We start from the raw sequence: 20569 nt of genomic DNA on the forward strand, positions 1-20569 counted from the left end.
GAAACAAATTTTGATTTAGATTAAGTATAAATCTTAATGTATAATGAAGTCAATACGAGTCTATTACCAGAAAACTTATATTAATAATAGACCATTTCCAGCAATCGAATTGCACATTTGCTATAATATGGTTCGCTACTGTGCTCTTTTTCAGATAAAATATAGTAATGTGCGTTAAAGGAGGGCTGTTCATTGTTAAGCACGTTCTTTATTAATATCTGTGTCATGATCACATTCATGTACATATCCGGAATTATTGCCAAATACTATAACATTCGTGTTCCGTTCCCCTCATTACGTGTGCAGATAATCGGCGGCTTCCTGTTTGGTATCTATGGTACTGTGCTGATGAACTATTCCTTCCCTCTTAATGAAGATACCATAGTGGACCTGCGCCATCTTGCGATTGTTACAGCCGCAGTGTATCTGGGAGGTCTGGCATCGGTCATCTCTGGACTTGTCATCTCCATCCTGCGCATTGCCATCTTTGGTCTGTCGTCTCCAGCGATTGATGCCGGTTTCGTCATGACTTTAATCGGTTTATCCGGTGTATATTTTGCCTATGCTTCCTGGTCGAGATTAACCAAAATCATAACGATGAACCTGCTGGGCATAACACTGATCTTTGTGATTCTGGTGCTGAATTCCAGCAGCATGAATTCATTAATGAAAGTATATCCGTTACAAATGACGATTTCTTTTGTCGGTGGGATCTTTATTTATTTTATCGCCGAATTTATTAATAAATCGAATGAGATGTTATTCCTTCTGGAACGCAGAGCATCCACAGACCATCTCACCAATCTCAGCAATCGCCGTCAGTTTGAGAAATCCCTGGAACTGCAGCTGGAGCGTGCCCGGGAAAACAGACAGAAGCTTTCCCTGCTTGTCATTGACATCGACCGCTTCAAAAAGGTGAATGATACGTACGGTCACAGTGCTGGAGACGCTGTCCTGAAACAGCTGGGGCAATTACTTATCGAACATTCGCGATCAGCTGACATGGTCTCACGTAACGGTGGCGAGGAATTTGCAATCCTGCTGCTGGACTGCGGCAATCATCAAGCCCTGGCCATTGCCGAATCCATCCGACAGTCTGTTGAAAAGTATCTCTTCGCTCTGCCAGATGGCACAACCATTCGTCTGACCATTTCGATCGGGGTAGCCGTCTTTCCGGATCATTGCGACGAGCAGGATGATGCTGACTTCTTCGAGCAGGCAGACCGTGCATTATATGAAGCCAAAAATACCGGGAGAAATCGGGTCTGCGCCATTCCGAAGCGATCCAAGGTGCTTATTGGCAATCGTCTGCTCTAGCCTAAAACACAAAAAAGGATGTCCCGCAGTTAAGCCTAATGATGGCTGCGGGGCATCCTTTTTTACCATTTAGTTTGCAAACTGCACCTTGAAAGGCTGCTAGCCACTAAGACAGGATCTGCTCGATCTCTTCAATAATGGATGAATCCAGTTTCACACCTGAGGCAGCAGCATTCTCCTTCACCTGTTCCGGACGGCTTGCCCCTACAAGAGCACTGGATACATTGGTTTGACGCAAAATCCATGCAAGTGCCAGCTGCCCAACCTTCAGATCCAGCTTGTCCGCTACTTCAATCAGCTGACGCACTTTTCCGATTTTGTCTGCATTGATCTTGCCTTCATCCCAGCCGAGCTTCGCCGCACGGGAGTTCTCCGGAAGATCTGAAGCCGAGGTGTACTTGCCGGTTAACAGGCCTTGTGCAAGTGGAGAATAGACAACTTGTCCGATTCCCTTACGCTCACCCAGTGGAATAATCTCCTTCTCAATATAGCGGTCAAACATGTTATAGACCGGCTGATTGACCACGATATGATCGAGCAGCAGACGGTCAGCGGTACCCAGCGCTGCTTCCATCTGAGCAGCAGTCCATTGGCTTACGCCTACGTACAGCACTTTTCCTTGACGAACCAGGTCATCCAGTGCACGCAGCGTTTCTTCAATCGGTGTTTCCGTATGATAACGATGGCAATAGTAGATGTCCACATATTCCACGCCTAAGCGTTTCAAACTGGCATCACATTGCTCCTTAATATGTTTGCGGGATAAGCCCTGGTCATTCGGACCGTCGCCCATTTTGCCGAACACTTTGGTTGCAAGAACATAGGAATCACGGGAATATGCTTTCAAAGTCTGCCCAAGCAGCTCTTCCGCCGCGCCGCGCTCGTATACGTTTGCTGTATCAAAAAAGTTAATGCCTTCGTCGAATGCGGTTTCAATTGACTTCACCGCATTTTCACGCTCCACATATCCTCCGTACGTCAGCCAGCTGCCCAAGCTGATCTCGCTTACTTTCAGTCCGCTTCCACCCAATCTGCGGTATTCCATTGAATGCACATCCTCCTCTAGATTAATGAGTATGATTCTTACTTTTCTATTGTAACGTAACCAGCGTGGATGAAAAGGGATTTAACAAAAGAAAACGGATAAATAAACAGAACCGATTCGAGGCGTGCTCTTTCCGTATACAAAAAAAGCGTACCTGATTAGGTACGCTGCTTATATTTTCTTATGCCCGGTGCAATGTCGCGCTCAGTGCGTTCAGCAAGTCCAACTGTCTAACCGGCTTGGTTAAGACAGCATTAACGTTCCCCGCCTCCTGAGGATCCATATGCATTCCGTAAGGGACCAGGATGATGATCGGCAGTTGTTTGGCCATTCCCTTTAATTCATGAATAAAATCCATGGCCTTGTCTGGATCTAACCCCATGTCAATGACGGCAATTTCAGGCTCAAGTCCATCTTCCAACCAGTGTTTTGCCTGGTTCGTGTCTGATGTCATGTTTACATCCATCTCCCACCTGCGCATGAGGGAAGATACTCCCTGCAGAATATCAGGAGCTTTGACCAGCAGTACCGTTTTACCTTTCAATCGCTCTTGGATGCCTGTAAGCTGCGGAAGTTCCCAGTGCTTCATCAAGGGCAGCCTGATCTGAAATTCCGTCTCCTCCTCAGCCAGGCTGGTCACCTCGATACGGCCATGCATGAGAATGGCGAGATTTTGGCTGACGGCCAAACCAAGGTTGGTGCCCACAAGCTTCTGAATGCTGACATTTCCGTCCAGTGTATTAAACGCCTGCAGCTTTTTGTCCGATGCCAGCATCCGGCCCGTATATTTGATGTGAAGCAGCAACGTACCAGCCTCATCCACATTCTGACCATCTACGACGGCCGTAACGAGCACGGAACCTGTACGCGTGGAATCAATGGCATATTTCAGCACATTTGCGAGCAGCTGACCGATCTTGACCTCATCTCCCACGAAGACCTGAGAGACATTCATCTCAAGGTTCAGTCCCAGCTCGATTCCTTTCTCCATCGCCAGCCCGGCATGCAGATACACAGTACTCTCAATAGTAGAAACCAGGTCAAAGGGATCATCATGAACTACCGTTCTACCTGTTTCATTAATATTAAAGTTCATTATATTATTCAGCAAAGACAGGAGGATGTTGCCACTGGTCTCGATCATGTCCACATATTCCACATGCTCTTCGGGCATATCCGGTGTACGCATCAGATCAGTTAAACCAAGAATGCCATTGAGCGGGTTGCGAATCTCATGACTCATTAGCGCAATCATCTGGGCCTTCGTCATCGCTTCCGATTCTGCACGTTCCTTCTCCATCTGCAGCTGCTGTTTCAGCTGCTCCGTATCATTCAGCTTTTGTTTCTGGATGAGCAGAGTATTCTCCAAGTCAACGACATATCCAAGGAATACAGCCATGGCGTTCAATGTCTTCATATCTGTCTCACTAATGACATAGTCCGGCTTGTCCATTAAACAAATCGTCCCAAAGGTTTCACCCGAACGCCGCATGATGGGTATGCCCACAAAAAAACGGTTACCGAGCGCCTTGGTTACATCCATTGAGCAAGTCAGCGGATGTGCTGCAGTATCCGTTATGATCAGGTTTTCTTTTGTATTTCGCAGCACCAGACTGCAGTAGGAAGAATCAAATGGAAGTTCACTGCCACTGATAACCAGTTCCTCGTTTCGGTTAAAAGCTTCCAAAATGACATTGGTCGTCCCGTCATTGGTGGCAACAAAGATCGTATTGACCTCCAATACCCCGCTTAACACGTCCACGATGTGGGACGCTGCTTCCTGTACATTTTCATAAAAGCCTCTCGTAATCCCTGCCGTTCCCATGATCCACCCCTCAAATCTTAGCTGTATTTCTACATCTCTATCTCAAAATGAATCTGTCCTGTATATGAGGGTCAAATTTCTTAAGTTAACTGTCACAACATGTACATATATGTTTACCACCATAGAAGCCCAAGAGAATCATAGTGTATGAAATCCAAGCTTATCCCGAGTACAGCGTAAATAGGAATTATACTCTTCCCAGTTCACTTTGAAAACCTTTATCCACTCCACCCGCAGCAGTTCCTGCCTGTAGAAGGTTACAGTGTGAGAATGATCACACCCAAAAATCCACATATAGTTTATAAATGGATAATGCAAGTCTACATATAGTGTTTAAATGAAATGACCGATATTATAAATCAATATTTGGGAGGAATCTCACATGAACCTGCTTGAGTATGCCACTCCACCGGCATCCGATCTATTATCCGACCTGGGAAGACGAATTATTGGCGCAGAAGACGCAGACACACTGAGGGAGAACGCCAACCTCAATGGTGATTCGTTCAGCGGCAAAATGAGCAGGCTCGGCTCGGAGACGGCCAAGTGGCATGCTCTTCGTCATGTGCTGCCGGCAGAGCTTGCTGCATCTGTAGAGAATGGAGATCTCTACGTTCATGATCTGGATCAGTATGCGCTTGGAACAACCAATTGCATCTTTATCCCGTTTGATCGACTGCTGGCCTCCGGCTTCAATACGGGTAACGGCTCCGTGCGTACCCCGCAGACCATCATGTCTGCAATGGCGCTCGTCGCCATCATATTTCAATCACAGCAAAACAGTCAGTACGGCGGAGTATCCGCCAACAAAATCGACTGGGACCTGGCTCCTTATGTACAGCGCTCCTTCCGCAAACATTATCGCAAAGGACAGCGTTTGCTTGGAGAGCACACGCAGATTGACGACGAGCATCTGCACCTGGATAGTCCAGTGGCACGAGAAGCTTGCCCGCGTGCTTTTGCTTTTGCCTGTGAGGAAACAGAACTGGAGACCGGACAGGCTGCCGAATCATTGATTCACAATCTGAATACCATGAGCAGCCGGGCAGGTGGACAGATTCCTTTTACTTCGCTGAACTATGGACTATGCACCTCAGCCGAAGGCAGGCTTGTATCCCGTTCCCTGCTGGAGGCAACCATCCGCGGCCTTGGTGGCGGGGAAACACCCGTGTTTCCACAGCATATCTTCCAGTGCAAGCAGGGAATTAACCAGGCTCAAGGGGAACCCAACTACGACTTGTTCCGACTAGCCGTGATCTGCTCTTCCCGGCGCATGTATCCGAACTTTGTCAACGTGGATGCCTCATTCAACCTGCCTTATTATCGGCCTGAAGATCCGGATACCATCATCGCCACCATGGGGTGCCGTACACGTACGCTGGCAGACCGCTTCGGACGCAATCGGCAGAGCGGCAAAGGCAACCTCTCGTTCAACACCATCAATCTGGTCAAGCTCGGCATTCGTTATGGCATCTGTCAGGGTGCACGGGCCGTCGCCGACCGTACGGGATTCTATGCAGCACTGGAAAAGGTCATGGAACGTGCTGCTTCCGGACTGCTGCACCGCTATCGTATACAAACGGCACAGCCTGCCAAAGCATCTGATTTCATGATGCGGGAAGGGGTGTGGGAAGGCGGTGAGCAGCTCGCACCAGATGAACCGGTAGCCGAACTATTGAAGCATGGCACCTTGTCCATTGGTTTTATTGGGCTTGCCGAATGCATGACCGCACTGTATGGCCGGCACCATGGACAGGACCCCCATATCCACCGTGAGGCGTTGAATGTTATCCGCACCATGCGTGAATTCTGTGACCGCATGAGTAAACTGCATAACCTGAATGTTACGCTCTTTGCCACGCCTGCCGAAGGGTTATCCGGCAAGTTCACCAAGATTGACCGCGAGCAATATGGACTCATTGCCGGGGTCAATGACCGGGAATATTACACAAATTCATTTCACATTCCGGTCTATTACACCCTGCCAGCTTACCGCAAAATTGAACTGGAGGCTCCCTTCCATACGCTATGCAATGCCGGGGCCATTTCCTATGTTGAACTGGATGGAAATGTACGGGCCAATACCAGCGCCTTTCAGCGTATTGTTCAATATGCACTCGCACAGGATATTGGGTATTTCTCCATTAATCACCCGATAGACCGCTGTCCAGCATGCGGATATGAAGGTGTCATTGGTGATGTATGTCCTGGGTGTGAGGCACACGAGGACCACGTGCACTTTCAGCGATTGCGCAGGGTCACCGGTTATCTTACCGGCGACTACAAGGTACGCTTCAATTCCGCGAAACAGGCCGAAGTGCGGGATCGGGTGAAACATAAGTGAATCTGTACGGTTATATTCCCGAATCTGTAAATGAAGGACCTGGTCTGCGAGCGGTCATCTTTATCAGCGGGTGCCGTCATGCCTGCCCAGGGTGCTTCAGTCCGGATTCATGGAGCTTCCGGGCAGGAGAACATTTCACCGCAGAGCGACAGCTGCAGATTTTGCATGAGATAACTGCCCATCCCCTGCTGGATGGGGTTACAATATGCGGGGGTGATCCCTTTTTCTCAGCAGAGGAATGCATCCCTTGGGTTCGCCGTTTCCGCGATGCATGCCCTGATCGGACCGTGTGGGCCTATACCGGATTCACCTATGAAGAGCTTGTCACTGATCCTATACGGGCTGAACTGGCCTGGCTGTGTGATGTCATTGTAGATGGCCCCTACGTGGCTGCCGAACGGGATATATCCTTACCCTTTCGGGGCAGCCGCAATCAGCGCTTGGTGGATGTGCAGGCGACGTTAAGAGATCAACAAATTGTTACAGTAGACCTTGAGTCGTTATAGCATGATCCCAATCGATATTCTCATTGGAAATACGCAGAGGATGAATTGCGTGTATTTTCGATGGGAATTTTTTTATTTTTTCACTACTCACTTCTTTATTGCATGTCGATATAATATATAGGTGGTTACTAAAATAAACTTTAGCACTTTTCTACATTAAACATTTTAGGAGGAAATTACCTAACTATGGATATTATTCAAGCATTCATTACATGTATGCCGTTTTTCCGTGATACCATACGCCAGGATGTAACCCTTTCCATTATCGATCGGGAGAAGTTCCTGTACTTTTCTGCAGGAGAGTCCTTAAAACAATTGGAATTCAAAGCGGGAGATCCTTTGCTTGAACCCAATCGTAATTTTGCCGATCTGAAAGGCACGACGGAGAAGCAGTTCGATCATTATCCCAAGGAATTATTCGGTGTTCCATTTGATGTATCGTACCTGCCGATCAAAAACGAACAGGGTGAGGTCATCGCCATATTCAATCTGCTCTACAGCATGGACGACCAGGCTCAGTTACAACAGCTCATGGAAGCGACGGAGCATCTGACCAATCAGCTTATTGATAGCGTGCAGCATGTGGCTGCACATTCCGAGGAGCTGAGCGCCACAACTGAGGAAATCCGGAATAACTCCAAACAAGCTGTACAGAAATCAGGTAACGTAACTCAGGTTGCGAGCTTCATCCGGGAAATCTCCGAACAAACCAACCTGCTTGGTTTAAATGCAGCCATTGAAGCTGCCCGTGTAGGTGATGCAGGAGCCGGATTCGGCGTCGTTGCGAAAGAAATCCGCAAACTGTCGGTAGATACCAAGCAAGCCACCACCCAAATTGAAGAGTCCCTTCTCGCTGTCCGGCAATCCATTCAAATGATGGAAAATGAGCTTGGAGAGATTACCGCCAGCTCGCAGGAACAGGCGGAACTCGTCAACAATTTCATGAGTACCATTGAACAGCTGAATGAAACCAGCCAGCAGCTGAAACAATTCGTGAACAAACTGATTACGTTTGACGGCAAATAATATACATATCGATACTCAAGTGGAAAAGCCCCCGAATCTGATTCGGAGGCTTTCTTCTATTCAATTATTTAGTATGCGGCAAGCTCATTCTATCCGCTTTGTTTAGCGAATCTCAAAATGGCTTATGCGTACACCCGCAGACAATATAATATAGATGTCCCTTTGGCCTGCTGCACCTTGAAGATCGGCTTTCACCGTAGACCATTGCTGTGCACCACTTTGTGCGATGTCGACACGTCCTGCCAGTGTTCCGTCTGCTGCGTCCAGACGAACTTCCAGTGCTGCACCTGGTTGTTCTGACGATACACGTGCTTCAATGACTGCTGCTTGATCCCCTAGATCGGCATCTTTGAAAGCAATCCATCCGTGCTCCCCCGTCACGCGGACAGAAGTTCCACCTTCCTTGCTCTCATCCAGATCCACACCAAAGTAAGCATCATAATTCTCAGCACGGGTCACCACGCTCAGATTACGGGCAGGGATTGTTTCGCCATCGACCGTCAGATCAGCAACAAGCTGAATATCGGATGACGATTTGCCGACCATGATGGAATACGTTCCTGCTTCAACCACATAACGATCACGGGTGACATCCCAGATGGCCAGTTCCTGTACTGGCAAGCTGAAGCTCACTTTTACGGTTGCGCCAGCTTCAACATGGAGACGACGGAATCCTTTTAACGTTTTGAGTGGACGTTTCACACGGGATTTGCCGGCGCGTACATACAACTGGACGACTTCATCACTGGCAATGGTTCCGGTGTTGGTTACGTCGACGGTTACTTTGACCGTTCCTTCGGGTCCCGCTTGGTCGGGATTCAACTCCAGGTTGCTGTATTTGAACGCAGCATACGTTAATCCATGTCCGAATGGATACAGTACATTGCCTTCAAAATACTGATACGTACGTCCGGATTGAATGATGTCATAGTCCTTGATATCCGTTAACTGATCTGCGGATTGCACCCACGTCATGTTCAAACGGCCTGCTGGTGCGTAATCTCCGTAGAGCACGTCGGCGACAGCCGTACCCAGTTCCTGTCCTGCATGGGAAGTGTACAGTACAGCCGGGATGTTCTCTTGAACCCAATTGGATGTGAACGGGTAACTGCCCACAATAACCACAACGGTATTCGGATTGGCCGCATATACAGCTTCAACCAGACGTTGCTGGGATTCAGCCAGATCCAGGCTTGGACGGTCAATCTCTTCCTTCCCGTTCACAAGCGGATTGTTCCCGACAAATACAATGGCCGTTTCTGCTTCTTTCGCAGCGGCTACAGCTTCATCCAGCCCGTTCACAACGATGTCCTTCTTAAACGTCTCGGTTGCACCAAAAGACTTCAGCTCTTCTGACACGGCAAATGCGTCGTTTCCGCCATTTGGCGCGGTTACCGTTTTGCCATTCCATGTTGTCAGACCGACACTACCATCTTCCTGCGGAAGCAAGTGGAATACTTCCTTCACGAACCAGCCGTACACTTCATCTGCTGAAGCCGTTACCGTTTCTTCATCCGTGGTCAGATATTTGCCATTGCTTTCTGCCTGCAGCGTGAGACTTCCGAAGCCCCAATCCGTCAGCGTGAACGTCTCTGCTTCTCCCGATGCAATAAGCGGTGACTTCTCGCCTTCAGCCAGTCCGATTGCTTTTCCATTCGCTACCGAAGTCAATGTAATTCGGTCATTTCCATCCTTGAACACAACCTTATCGCTGCCTACCTTGCCGCTGATTGCCTCAAGCGGAGATACGCTGTAAGGCATGGTGCCAGCATACCAGTCACGGTAAACAGTGCCGCCCAGCTGACCAATGACAGCCACTTTGCCTGATTTGGTTTTATTCAGCGGCAGGGTGCCTTTAGCGTTTTTGAGCAATACAACCTGTTCTCTTGCTGCTCTTAGCGACAGGGCCTTCGCCTTCTCTGTCATCATCGCTTCTTCGCCAATGGACGCATACGGATTGCCTTCAGCCGGATCGAACTCACCCAGACGGAAACGTACACGGAATGTATTGAACAATGCCTGGTCGATATCTTCCATTGTTAGCGTTCCTTGTTCCAACCCTTCGCGAAGGGCTTGCTTGGACAGATCCGCATCATCGGTAATGCTGTCGATTCCCGCTTTGACGGACTCCACCGTGCCCGGTGTATGAGAATCATAGTACTTATGATCGTTCTTGATCCCCATCACATCACCTGCATCGCTGACGATGAAACCATCCATGCCCCACTCGCCTTTGACAATTTCGTTCACAAAAGGATGAAGCAGTGCCGGCGTACCGTTAATGGAGTTATACGCGGTCATCATTGACTGCGCTCCGCCTTCCTTGAACGGTTTCTCGAATGCCTTCAGATAATATTCACGCATATTGCGTGGATCAATGCTCGATGAGCCGCTTCCGCGATCCACTTCATTATTATTCGCAAGGAAGTGCTTGAGCGTTGCAACAGCCTTGTAATATTTCGGATGATCTCCCTGAATCCCCTTGACCAGTGCAGTGGTAAGTTCGGCAGTCAGTTCCGGATCTTCGCCATAAGCCTCTTCATTGCGGCCCCAACGCGGGTCACGTTCCATATCAACTGTAGGTGCCCACAGGGTAAGACCATTCACAGCCGGATTGCGTTTGTAGAACACGCGCGCCTCGTCCCCGATGACAGAACCGATTTCTTTCATAAGTTCCGCATCCCATGTGCAAGCCAGTCCAACAGGCTGCGGGAAGGATGTAGCTTCACCAAGCCAGGCCAGGCCATGGGCGGCTTCTGTTCCGTGTTTATAAGCAGCAATACCCAGGCGTTCTACCGCTGGCTGGTATTGCAGCATGGATTCGATTTTTTCATCTTCCGTCAGACGGGATACCAGGTCCTTAACCCTTGCGTCCAGTTCGAGCGTTGTATCCTGAAATGGATATTTGGTTTGATTCGTCATGGGTTGAAATCTCCTTTATACTTCATATCGTTTATCGGCTAATGATAGCGAATACATATAATGTAATGAACACGGTGCACTTTGATAAATCTACGACTCGTTTTATATAGGTAAAAACGTTGTTAAATCAACATTTAAACATCTGTATACATTACCCTGGTACATTTACTAAAACGGTTTCGATAACCCTATCATAATGCATGTCAGGCAAAAATAACAGGGGTCCTCTTCAGGAAAATGTGAACAATGATTTGTAAAGTCTCAGCCACCTCGTTTTATTCTGACATAGTGTGGCAATCATGGTTAGGAGTACATCAACTTCGCGCTTGCATGGGATACGAACCATTTCATTTTTGACCTGAAGAAAGATCAAGGAGGACAACCGAATGAGCAACAATCAACAGCCCCCGGCGGGCCTGCCCCCCATACCGGAATCGATCTGGAGGGCTACTCATGAATTTGACGCCTATCCGAAGCTTACTGAAGATATCAGTGCAGATGTAGCCATTATTGGTGCAGGGATTGCTGGCATCACAACAGCCTATCTGCTTGCCCAAAGTGGAATGCGTGTGGTGGTGCTGGAAGCCGGGAAAGTACTGGATGGTACAACCGGACATACAACAGCCAAGGTTTCTGCACAGCATGGGGTCATTTTCGATGAACTGCTTCACCACTTCGGACAGGAACAGGCGCGCATGTATTATGAAGGCAATGCGGAGGCCGCCAACTGGATGCGCAATCTCGTGAAAGAGAAACAGATCGATTGCCAGTGGGCAGAGGAAGATGCCTACGTGTACATTCAATCCGAAGATAATCTGAAAAAGCTGGAGATTGAGCTCACCGCTTACGGCAAGCTGAACATTCCAGGTCAGTGGGTCGATCCGCTTCCGATTCAAGTTCCATCGAGAGCAGGCATTAAGATGCCAGGTCAAGCTCGCTTTGACCCTCTCGCCTATTTACACCATTTGCTTGATTCTGCCGTTAAGCAGGGAGTTCAGATCTATGAGCATACGACAGTCACTGATGTGGAAGAAGATGCTTCACTTCATGTACGTACTTATGGTAATGGCCCATCCGTGACAGCAGAACATGTGGTTGTAGCCTCCCACTTTCCGGTGTATGACCCTGGTTTTTATTTCACAAGGTTACACGCCGAGCGCTCTTATGCGGTTGCCGTAGAACCTCAAAAGCCTTATGCCGGCGGCATGTACATCTCGGATGATGAGCCAGCCCGTTCCCTTCGCAAGGTGCTCCATGAAGGGAAGGAGCTCATTCTCTTCGGCGGGGAAAACCATAAAACCGGACAAGGAATCTGCACCTATGGTCATTATGAACGCCTCGAGCGGTTCGCAGAGGAAACGTACGGCATCCGCAGCATTCCATTCCGCTGGTCCGCCCAGGATCTGATATCCATTGATAAAGTGCCTTATATAGGACCGATTACCGGAAGGCATGAACGAGTTTATGTCGCTACCGGATTCGCCAAGTGGGGCATGACCACTGGTACGATGGCTGGACATATTCTGGCAGATCGTATCACCGGTCGTGACAATCCCCATGCCGCTGTCTTCGATCCAGCCAGATTCAAGACCGATCCCGGTATGAAAAACTTTATCATCGAAAACGCGAATGTAGCGAAAGAGCTGATCTCCGGAAAAGTAGGCATCGTTCACAAGAACGTCAGCGAGATCGGCAATGACGAAGGTGCCGTTGTTCGTCATAACGGCAAACGTGCCGGTGCTTACAAGGACACCAGCGGCAAACTGTTTTTGGTCGATACAACCTGCACGCATCTGGGTTGCGAAGTGGAATGGAATGAAGGGGAACGCTCGTGGGATTGCCCTTGCCACGGTTCCCGCTTCGATTTTGCCGGCAAAGTCATTGAAGGACCGGCTGTCAAAGATCTTAAAGTGCTTGAAGCCACAGAATAAACAGAGTAGATTCAGTTTCCAGACCCGGGTAGGATTCCGTCTTCGGACGGAGGCATCCTACCCGGGTTTTACGTATGCTGTTCTTATGGGAAGTCAATCGAAGTTTACACGAGCATCGGGTGTCTGTTCTTGAGCACAACCATGACACGGAACTATTTTTAAATCACTACCTTGCAATATACAGTACTGAATGCTATTATGATTTCACAACTACTGATCAATACACACTAGTGATTGAAGAAGGATTAAGGAGGAACCTGTGTGAACGTGAATATCCAGTTCAAAAAGGGAGTACTGGAGCTATGCGTCCTGGTGCTGATTAACCGCCAGGATCGGTATGGCTACGAACTGGCTCAGGCGGTTTCCAAACATATTGAAGTTGCCGAGGGTGCACTGTACCCCTTACTTCGCAGACTTGTTCAAGACGGGTACTGCACCACCTATTTGCAGGAATCAAGCGAGGGTCCGCCCCGTAAATATTACAAGCTGTCGGACACAGGTCGTGACTACATGCAGGCACTGACTACGGAATGGAATGAATTTGTGCGCAACGTCGCAAATCTGATTGAGGAAGGAACCGATCATGAATAGACAACAATTTATGCAGGCCATGGAAATCCATCTGCGGCCGATGGAGCCTCAAGAACGGGCGGAGCTGCTCGCTGACTATGATCAGCACTTCGAGCTCGGGCTTCAGGAAGGAAGAACTGAAGAGGAGATCGCCCGCGAGTTAGGCCATCCGGAAGAGATTGCGCGGGAAGCACTCGGTGAGCGCTATGACGTGAACACGCCGGGTTCCGATCCCTTCTACGCTCCGACTTATGGTGAAATGCGGCCGCCAAAGAACAGCAACCGGGCTGCTCGCAACTTTTTTACAGGGATTGGCCTGATTTTTCTGAATTTGATTCTGGGCATTCCTCTGGGGTTAACCCTCTGGTCGCTATGGCTCGCCATTGCCAGTATGTCCTTGCTGGTATTGGCCCCGGTCGCAGCTGCGGTGGACTTCCTGTTCCTCAGTCCTTTTGATAAGGCAGAGCTGTTTGTAGCTATTGGTGCATTTGGTGTTGGGATTCTGTTCTTCTTGGCCGCACAGCGAGTTTTCAAGGGCTTCAAGGCCGTCACGCTGCAATACATTAGATGGAATAGTAAAACGATGAAAGGAGACGTTTCCGCATGAGTACAAAAAAGTGGTTGGCTTTGGCTGTCATCTGTATCGGAATAGGTTTGCTCGGCACGTCCATATATGGAGTTCAGTTCGGAGATGATCGGGAAGCTTACTCCAAACGATGGGATTTCAAAAATGATGAGTTGCAAAATGTAATTATGGATGCCAATTTTAGCGCGGATATCGAATTCGTGGTCAGCCCGGATTCCAATGGTTATATTGAGGTAGACGGTAAATGGGACCCGGTTGTCATCCAAAGTTTCGAACAGGCCACGTTATCTGGCGGCACGTTCAAGCTGGCTCAGACAAAACGTGAGCGAATACAGTTTTTCACCCTGTATTGGAGTGATCGGGATTCCAAAATCACCGTAGCTCTGCCTGAAGGCCACCAATTAAATGAGGTTAAACTCGATTCGTCCTCAAGCGACTGGAAGTTGGCCGGTTTACATGCCAATCTGCTTGAGCTCAACAATACCTCGGGATCCATTCGGCTGGAAGATATATCGGCCCCGCGTATTGATCTGGATCTCACTTCAGGGGACATCAAGGCTTCCACTATCGATGGTGACATGACTGTAACGCAAACCTCCGGAAGCTTCACTGCAGATCAGTTAGATGGTAATGTGAACAGTGAAATAACATCAGGAGATGTAGAAATCACACAGTTAAACGGAGCAGCCAATATCCGCTTCACTTCGGGAAGTGTTCATATCGAACAGACCCATTCTGCAGCGGTGGATGTATCGGGACAATCAGGAGACGTCTTCATTCAAGCTGCACCCGATTTTGAAGGAGTCTACGACGCTCGTGCCACTTCCGGAGATGTAAATGTACCGGAATCTCTGATGAACAGCAAGGAAGTCATCAAGGCCCGTACCACCTCTGGCAGCATCCGTATCACCAAGTAGTGATGAAGCAAATATGAGAACTGTGGGTAATATAGTATAATCAACTGCCATTCCAACTTATAAGGAGGAATTACCCACATGGAACTTAAAAATAAAACGGCTGTCATTACAGGAGCCGGTAAAGGTATTGGCCGCGCCATTGCCGAAGCACTTGCCAAGGAAGGTGTGCATCTCGGCTTGATTGCACGTACGGCTTCCGATCTGGAGGCCCTTCAGCTAACGTTAAGCGAGGCATATGGCATTAAGGTCACAAGTGCTGTAGCTGACATTTCTGATCGTACACAGGCTGAAGCAGCAGTAGCAGCAATAGAAATGGAACTAGGCGCGGTTGACATTCTCATCAACAATGCAGGTATTGCCAGCTTCGGTACCTTGCTCGACATGGAGCCTGAAGAATGGGAGCGTATCCTGCATGTTAACGTTATGGGTACATACTATGTGACTCGTGCCGTCCTGCCGAGCATGATCAAGGAAAGCAGCGGCAGTATAATCAACATTGCTTCCACAGCGGGTGAACGTGGATTTGCTACAGGATCAGCATACTGTGCATCCAAGTTCGCGCTGCTGGGGATGACCGAATCCCTGATGCAGGAAGTGCGCAAATCCAACATTCGTGTAACGGCGTTAACCCCAAGCACAGTTAATACAGAGCTTGCTACCAATGCCGGATTGAAAATCGGAGACGAGGATCGCATGATGCAAGCGGAAGATGTAGCCGAGCTGGCTCTGGCGACACTTAAGCTCTCCGATCGTGTATTTGTCAAAGCTGCTGGAATCTGGACAACCAATCCGCAGTAAACAGCAGAAATGAATTTGGCCGCCCGGAAACCTCCTGGCGGTCTATTTTCATTTTACCTAAGAGATGCTGCCGCGCCTCTATTTGTCCCACAAACGGTCCAGATCCAGCTCTTTGGACACGGCGATTAACACAACTGCTGTCTCATCTCCAATGTTCGTTACCTCATGGGGAACGATGGCATTCCAGCTAAACGAATCCCCCACTTCCAATATCTCAACGTCCTCACACTGTGCTGCACGAATTCTGCCCTGGAGGACCAGGTGACTCTCTTCCCCTGCATGCTTGTTGACCCCTGTGGAAACACCCGGTGGCAGTTCTACAATCGACATGCGCATGGCCCCTTTTGCCGTCAGATGCTGTACCTTGATCGAACCGCTGCCCGCAGTCGTTTCCTGCCGCTCATCCTTGCGCACCACATTCATCCGCTGTTCTGGTGTAAGCAGCAGGTAAGGCAGGGGAACCTCCAGATAATCCGCGATACTTTCAAGTGTAGCAATGGAAGGGGATGTCTTGTTATTTTCGACGTTGCTGATAAAGCCCTTTGACAACCCCGTCCCCTCGCACATTTGCATAATCGTAATCTGTTTTTGCTTCCTAATCGTACGAATGGCCAAACCGATATCCATACTGCTTCTCCTACCCTTCTCTTGCTAAATCTTCAGTCTGTCGCACGGGGAGACTCGTAATAAATGATCCGATTGCCAAACGGATCTGTCACGGTCATTTCCCTTAATCCCCAAGGCGTATCCGTAATTCCCGGCCTGGACTGTTTGTATTTTTTCTGATTAAGCCTGCCACAGAGTGCACCCAGATCCTTCATTTCTATTCGCAGCGCAGCTCCCGGCGTACAATCGCCGTGATGCTCGGACAGGTGAAGAACAATGGAATCAAGCGATATCTGCATATATAAGGGCATCCCCTCTTCAAATCGATGCTCCCAATCTACGACAAACTCCAGGTAGTTGACGTAAAACTCTTTGGCCTTATCCTCATCAAATATTCTCAAAATAGGCACGATCCCTTGCAGCATCCTGATCACATCCTCGGGATTAATATGAACATCACAATCAGCAGCGTTATTTTAGTAGTTAAGTTAGAGATTTTTAATACGTAACATATTTTCATAATACAAAAAAAATATTGACCCTACAATGGATTCGTGATAAATTTTGTTTATAAATAAGAATATTTATTTCATATTGGTGAACTATTATTATATAACTTTCTTCAGGCGGTGATTTCAATGAATACCTCATTTACTTATGAAGTTCGATTGCCTTCGAATTACAATACAGATCAGCAATATCCCGTTATTTTCGCCCTCCATGGTATGGGTTCGGACGAGCAGGATATGCTTCGTCTAATGGAACCCCTGCAATCTGATTTTATTATCGTAGCTGTTCGGGGACCCCTTGTTCAGGGCAGCGGTTATGCCTATTTTCAAATTAAAAGCATTGGTAATCCGGTTCGTGAGCTGTTTGACGCTTCGGTTCAGGGTTTGCAGCAGCTGATCGGAGATTTGTCCTCTGAATATGCCATTGACCCGACTCGACGTTATATTGCGGGATTCAGTCAGGGTGCCATTATGGCGATGACGCTCTCCTTGATCATGGGTGATGCAATCAAAGGAATCGTAGCCATGAGCGGATACATTCCGCAATTTGTAAAAGACGAATATCCAATAGACCCTGGAACTTCGTTATCCGTATTTATCTCCCATGGAGACCAGGATCACATGTTTCCCCTGCAGTTGGGTGAAGACAATGCGAATTATTTCCGTAAACATGCTCGCAGTGTAACTTACGTTCCTTATTCTGGTGGACATCACGTCACCGCAGAGCTTTATGATCAATTCCAATTATGGCTTCGCAGCGACGCTGAACTGGCTGCCAACCATACGAAAGGACTGAATGCATAATGATGCCATCCTTCTTTATCGCACATGGTGCGCCTTCACTTGCACTGGAGGAGAATGTTTATACCGAATTCCTGCAAAAAATCGGACAGGATCTGCCGAAACCCCGAGCTATCGTCTTATTCTCCGCCCATTGGGAGTCTGCAACTCAGCTTGTATCCTCTACGGCTCAATATGAGACAATCTATGACTTTGGCGGTTTCCAGCCGGAACTGTATCAGATCAAATATCCGGCTCATGGGCACGCTGAGACTACTGCAGATGTTCTTCGTCTGCTTAAAGAAGCTGGCATTCCCGCTGAGGCTGATTCCGTGCGCGGGCTGGATCACGGTGCCTGGGTTGTTCTTCGCTTGCTCTACCCAGATGCAGATGTCCCGGTCATTGCACTTTCCGTGAATCGCTACTTGACGAATGAGCAGCAGTATCAGATCGGTCAAGCACTTGCTGTACTTCGCGAACAGGATATCCTTGTGATTGGCAGCGGCGGCACAGTCCACAATTTGCGCCAGCTGAACTGGGAAAGTAACGGCGTGGACTCCTGGGCCTTGGAGTTTGACCAATGGCTGGAGGACAAGCTTGTCCAGTGGGATACGGAAGCCCTCTTCGCTTATGACAAGGTAGCACCATCCGCTCGTGCTGCAGTCCCTACACCAGAGCATTTTGTACCCCTGCTGCTGGCTATGGGAGCTGGCGATCAGACCAAGAAGGCATCCCTGTTATTCAAAGCATATCAATACGGTAATCTAAGCTTGTCCTGCTGGAAGTTTGATTAAGCTTAAGTAGCAATACCATAGTCATTGCTGAACGCAAGGAATACATCAATCGGCACTCCCTGGAGTGCCTTTTTTCATGCCTATTGTATGAATTGAATATCTACAATTCCTCCTTATTCAAGATCTTAAAATTTGTCCATATTATATTATGACCTTTTTTGCATAATGCTGGGATATGTAAAGCGGGTTATAATAACATTTAGTGGTAATGCACAAGATGTAACTAAGAATCTTAAATTTTACACCTATCAAATCTTCTGGGAGGAACAATCAACGTGGCTGATCAAGCAAAGTCAGAGAGCTTTATGTCTCTCGTCAAAAAGGGGAATACGTCCTCGGCTGTAGCTATGGCAGGTAATGCCGTACTTGCATTGTGCAAAGGAGGAGCCTTTCTATTCAGTGGCAGTGGGGCCATGTTTGCCTCAGCCATGCACTCGCTCGCCGATGCCATCAATCAGGGGTTCGTCTTTGTCGGAAGTGTATTATCCGAGAAAAAACCGACACGCCGCTTCCCGACCGGTTTTGGACGGGTCATCAACATCTTCTGTATGATTGCCGTTATCGTGGTCACGATTATGGCCTACGAAACCATTCATGAGGGGATTCACCTCCTGAAGCACCCTGCGGGTCATTCCGGCGGCCTCTGGATTAACATTGCTGTACTTGTGCTGAACATTGTGATTGACGGTGCCATCCTGATTAAAGCGATGAAGGAGATCCTTGTGGAAGCACGGGCGCCGAAAGCATCCGGATTCTCTCTCGTTCCGGCAGCGATCAAAAATGTAGGACGCGCTGCACCGCCGACACGCCTTGTGTTCTACGAAGATGTAGTTGCTGTACTCGGAGCAACCCTTGCCCTCGTCTCTGTCGTTGTTATTGCATTGACCAATTTCGCATTGCTGGATGGCATTGTGACTACCCTGATTGGCTGTCTGATGATTGCCGTAGCCTTCCGCGTCGGATATGACAATATGATTGGACTGATTGGTGTGGCTGCACCACAGGATATCGAGGACAAGGTGTCCCAAACAATCTTGGCAGACTCCCACGTGGCCGATATCCAGATGATGCGTATAATCCAGGAAGGCCGTTATTATCATGTTGAAGGACTGATTGAGCTGACCAAAGGCCTGTCCCTGGCCGATGCCGATGATATCAAGTTCCGTATTCAGGAGAAATTGATGACGAATCCGGATATCGCCGATGCAGCCATTTCCATTATCGAAGATGATGGTGTGAATAGCTGGGGCAAGAAACATTCGGATGTTGTAAAATAACGTCTTTTTTATGATATATCCAAAGCGAGCAAGCCCACTCTCCGGAGTGGGCTTGCTGCATGTTCAACGAATAATCTTCCACCGTTGTCTCTGGATACAGGATTTCAAATGGAATAGTAGAATTAGTGCCTATTGTCCGGCTTGGGTTTGCGGGTTGTTACCTTATCATCTCTTTCCCTGTTTGGCCCCCATTTCCTCGATTTTCCCCAGCCATTTCAGCCGGAATGCTTCGGTAGATCCCTTGATCGGGCTGATCTCCGTAACCCGTACCGGCGATACACCAGAGAATTTCAATATATTTGAACTCATGACCCGGTGCCCGGCTTGCCTGTAGATCAAACGGTAATACCAGCGGGGTGTATCCATCGTCACGATGAGCTGCGCGGACTTTCCCTTTAACAATTTGTCCCACAGGGGCGAGCCTTCCCGGTATCTCATGGCAAACCCCGGCAGGAATACCCGGTCGAAAAATCCTTTCAGAACAGCTGGCATCGTCCCCCACCACAACGGATACACAAACACCAAATGATCGGCTTGACGGATCAATTCCTGGGCTTTGACCAGATCCTCCTCAAGTTCTGTCCGCTTACGATAACCGTATTTAAGGTTGGGATTAAACTCCATTTGGCTCAAATCTAGCAAATTCACATCACTGCCGGAACTCCGGGCGCCTTGGATATAAGCATCAGATAATGCTCTACAATAGCTCTCGGGATCCGGATGGCCGTTAATCACCAGAATATTGGATTTCATACTTAGGTTCCTCCTGTATAATAAATGAAAGCCGAAGAAGCTGGCGTATCCCCATCATAAGGT

General features: G+C 48.4%; 18 protein-coding genes. 12 read left to right on the forward strand and 6 right to left on the reverse strand.

Going from position 1 to position 20569, the window contains the following annotated elements; all coding sequences use genetic code 11:
• Positions 1-192 precede the first annotated feature (192 nt).
• A complete protein-coding gene (locus tag F4V51_RS26990) occupies positions 193-1317 on the forward strand; it encodes a GGDEF domain-containing protein (protein WP_153980257.1) in 1125 nt (374 codons plus the stop codon).
• Between the two features lie 106 nt (positions 1318-1423).
• On the opposite strand, the gene F4V51_RS26995 is transcribed toward F4V51_RS26990, so the two are convergent.
• Both F4V51_RS26995 and F4V51_RS27000 read right to left on the reverse strand, forming a co-directional pair.
• Entirely contained in the window at positions 1424-2362 is a 939-nt protein-coding gene (locus F4V51_RS26995) for an aldo/keto reductase family protein (protein WP_153980258.1), read from the reverse strand.
• Between the two features lie 181 nt (positions 2363-2543).
• Positions 2544-4187, reverse strand: a complete 1644-nt coding sequence (locus F4V51_RS27000) for a GAF domain-containing sensor histidine kinase (RefSeq protein WP_153980259.1) — start codon at positions 4185-4187, stop codon at positions 2544-2546.
• Between the two features lie 382 nt (positions 4188-4569).
• Here F4V51_RS27000 and F4V51_RS27005 point away from each other — a divergent pair, with 382 nt between their 5' ends.
• The 3 genes from F4V51_RS27005 (at position 4570) to F4V51_RS27015 (ending at position 8063) form a co-directional block, all read left to right on the forward strand.
• Positions 4570-6531 (forward strand): anaerobic ribonucleoside triphosphate reductase, encoded by a 1962-nt coding sequence (locus F4V51_RS27005; protein ID WP_153980260.1) that lies wholly within the window; start codon positions 4570-4572, stop codon positions 6529-6531.
• Positions 6528-7037, forward strand: coding sequence for an anaerobic ribonucleoside-triphosphate reductase activating protein (gene nrdG, locus F4V51_RS27010; protein WP_153980261.1), 510 nt, complete (start codon positions 6528-6530; stop codon positions 7035-7037). The genes F4V51_RS27005 and nrdG overlap by 4 nt, the downstream gene beginning before the upstream one ends.
• A gap of 186 nt (positions 7038-7223) precedes the next feature.
• Positions 7224-8063 (forward strand): methyl-accepting chemotaxis protein, encoded by an 840-nt coding sequence (locus tag F4V51_RS27015; protein WP_153980262.1) that lies wholly within the window; start codon positions 7224-7226, stop codon positions 8061-8063.
• A 102-nt stretch (positions 8064-8165) separates the two neighbouring features.
• Here the strand turns inward: F4V51_RS27015 and F4V51_RS27020 are convergent, their stop codons facing one another.
• Positions 8166-10985 (reverse strand): glycoside hydrolase family 3 C-terminal domain-containing protein, encoded by a 2820-nt coding sequence (locus F4V51_RS27020; protein WP_153980263.1) that lies wholly within the window; start codon positions 10983-10985, stop codon positions 8166-8168.
• Between the two features lie 386 nt (positions 10986-11371).
• Between F4V51_RS27020 and F4V51_RS27025 the strand changes: the two genes are divergently transcribed.
• From F4V51_RS27025 to F4V51_RS27045, 5 genes are all read left to right on the forward strand, one after another.
• Positions 11372-12916, forward strand: coding sequence for an FAD-dependent oxidoreductase (locus F4V51_RS27025; protein ID WP_153980264.1), 1545 nt, complete (start codon positions 11372-11374; stop codon positions 12914-12916).
• Positions 12917-13177: 261 nt separating this feature from the next.
• The gene (locus tag F4V51_RS27030; protein WP_095291024.1) at positions 13178-13507 is read left to right on the forward strand and encodes a PadR family transcriptional regulator; all 330 of its coding nucleotides are present in this window, start codon (positions 13178-13180) and stop codon (positions 13505-13507) included.
• Positions 13500-14093 (forward strand): DUF1700 domain-containing protein, encoded by a 594-nt coding sequence (locus F4V51_RS27035; RefSeq protein ID WP_153980265.1) that lies wholly within the window; start codon positions 13500-13502, stop codon positions 14091-14093. Before F4V51_RS27030 ends, F4V51_RS27035 begins: the two co-directional genes overlap by 8 nt.
• The gene (locus F4V51_RS27040) at positions 14090-14989 is read left to right on the forward strand and encodes a DUF4097 family beta strand repeat-containing protein (protein WP_153980266.1); all 900 of its coding nucleotides are present in this window, start codon (positions 14090-14092) and stop codon (positions 14987-14989) included. Before F4V51_RS27035 ends, F4V51_RS27040 begins: the two co-directional genes overlap by 4 nt.
• Before the next feature lie 78 nt (positions 14990-15067).
• Positions 15068-15787: a 3-ketoacyl-ACP reductase gene (locus tag F4V51_RS27045; protein ID WP_153980267.1), complete on the forward strand. Its 720-nt coding sequence runs from the start codon at positions 15068-15070 to the stop codon at positions 15785-15787.
• Positions 15788-15865: 78 nt separating this feature from the next.
• Here F4V51_RS27045 and F4V51_RS27050 read toward each other — a convergent pair whose 3' ends face one another.
• Positions 15866-16414, reverse strand: a complete 549-nt coding sequence (locus F4V51_RS27050; protein ID WP_153980268.1) for a helix-turn-helix domain-containing protein — start codon at positions 16412-16414, stop codon at positions 15866-15868.
• 32 nt (positions 16415-16446) lie between these two features.
• Complete coding sequence (locus tag F4V51_RS27055) at positions 16447-16818, reverse strand: glyoxalase superfamily protein (protein ID WP_153980269.1); 372 nt, start codon at positions 16816-16818, stop codon at positions 16447-16449.
• 213 nt (positions 16819-17031) lie between these two features.
• On the opposite strand from F4V51_RS27055, the gene F4V51_RS27060 reads away from it, so the two are divergent.
• The 3 genes from F4V51_RS27060 (at position 17032) to F4V51_RS27070 (ending at position 19753) form a co-directional block, all read left to right on the forward strand.
• Positions 17032-17706, forward strand: coding sequence for an alpha/beta hydrolase (locus F4V51_RS27060; protein ID WP_153980270.1), 675 nt, complete (start codon positions 17032-17034; stop codon positions 17704-17706).
• Positions 17706-18476, forward strand: a complete 771-nt coding sequence (locus F4V51_RS27065; protein ID WP_153980271.1) for a DODA-type extradiol aromatic ring-opening family dioxygenase — start codon at positions 17706-17708, stop codon at positions 18474-18476. The genes F4V51_RS27060 and F4V51_RS27065 overlap by 1 nt, the downstream gene beginning before the upstream one ends.
• A 305-nt stretch (positions 18477-18781) precedes the next feature.
• Positions 18782-19753 (forward strand): cation diffusion facilitator family transporter, encoded by a 972-nt coding sequence (locus F4V51_RS27070; protein ID WP_153980881.1) that lies wholly within the window; start codon positions 18782-18784, stop codon positions 19751-19753.
• A gap of 165 nt (positions 19754-19918) precedes the next feature.
• Here F4V51_RS27070 and F4V51_RS27075 read toward each other — a convergent pair whose 3' ends face one another.
• Positions 19919-20506 (reverse strand): NAD(P)H-dependent oxidoreductase, encoded by a 588-nt coding sequence (locus F4V51_RS27075; RefSeq protein ID WP_153980272.1) that lies wholly within the window; start codon positions 20504-20506, stop codon positions 19919-19921.
• Positions 20507-20569: the final 63 nt, after the last annotated feature.

It is taken from the genome of Paenibacillus xylanilyticus (assembly GCF_009664365.1).
GTDB lineage: Bacteria > Bacillota > Bacilli > Paenibacillales > Paenibacillaceae > Paenibacillus > Paenibacillus xylanilyticus_A.

Excerpts from the sequence above, each read along its gene's own strand:
- F4V51_RS27075 (WP_153980272.1), bottom strand. The coding sequence starts at position 20,506 with ATGAAATCCAATATTCTGGTGATTAACGGCCATCCGGATCCCGAGAGC.
- F4V51_RS26995 (WP_153980258.1), bottom strand. The coding sequence starts at position 2,362 with ATGGAATACCGCAGATTGGGTGGAAGCGGACTGAAAGTAAGCGAGATC.
- F4V51_RS27060 (WP_153980270.1), top strand. The coding sequence starts at position 17,032 with ATGAATACCTCATTTACTTATGAAGTTCGATTGCCTTCGAATTACAAT.
- F4V51_RS27005 (WP_153980260.1), top strand. The coding sequence starts at position 4,570 with ATGAACCTGCTTGAGTATGCCACTCCACCGGCATCCGATCTATTATCC.
- F4V51_RS27070 (WP_153980881.1), top strand. The coding sequence starts at position 18,782 with ATGTCTCTCGTCAAAAAGGGGAATACGTCCTCGGCTGTAGCTATGGCA.
- F4V51_RS27065 (WP_153980271.1), top strand. The coding sequence starts at position 17,706 with ATGATGCCATCCTTCTTTATCGCACATGGTGCGCCTTCACTTGCACTG.
- F4V51_RS27025 (WP_153980264.1), top strand. The coding sequence starts at position 11,372 with ATGAGCAACAATCAACAGCCCCCGGCGGGCCTGCCCCCCATACCGGAA.
- F4V51_RS27035 (WP_153980265.1), top strand. The coding sequence starts at position 13,500 with ATGAATAGACAACAATTTATGCAGGCCATGGAAATCCATCTGCGGCCG.
- F4V51_RS27045 (WP_153980267.1), top strand. The coding sequence starts at position 15,068 with ATGGAACTTAAAAATAAAACGGCTGTCATTACAGGAGCCGGTAAAGGT.
- F4V51_RS27055 (WP_153980269.1), bottom strand. The coding sequence starts at position 16,818 with ATGCTGCAAGGGATCGTGCCTATTTTGAGAATATTTGATGAGGATAAG.
- F4V51_RS27015 (WP_153980262.1), top strand. The coding sequence starts at position 7,224 with ATGGATATTATTCAAGCATTCATTACATGTATGCCGTTTTTCCGTGAT.
- F4V51_RS27050 (WP_153980268.1), bottom strand. The coding sequence starts at position 16,414 with ATGGATATCGGTTTGGCCATTCGTACGATTAGGAAGCAAAAACAGATT.
- F4V51_RS27040 (WP_153980266.1), top strand. The coding sequence starts at position 14,090 with ATGAGTACAAAAAAGTGGTTGGCTTTGGCTGTCATCTGTATCGGAATA.
- F4V51_RS27000 (WP_153980259.1), bottom strand. The coding sequence starts at position 4,187 with ATGGGAACGGCAGGGATTACGAGAGGCTTTTATGAAAATGTACAGGAA.
- F4V51_RS27020 (WP_153980263.1), bottom strand. The coding sequence starts at position 10,985 with ATGACGAATCAAACCAAATATCCATTTCAGGATACAACGCTCGAACTG.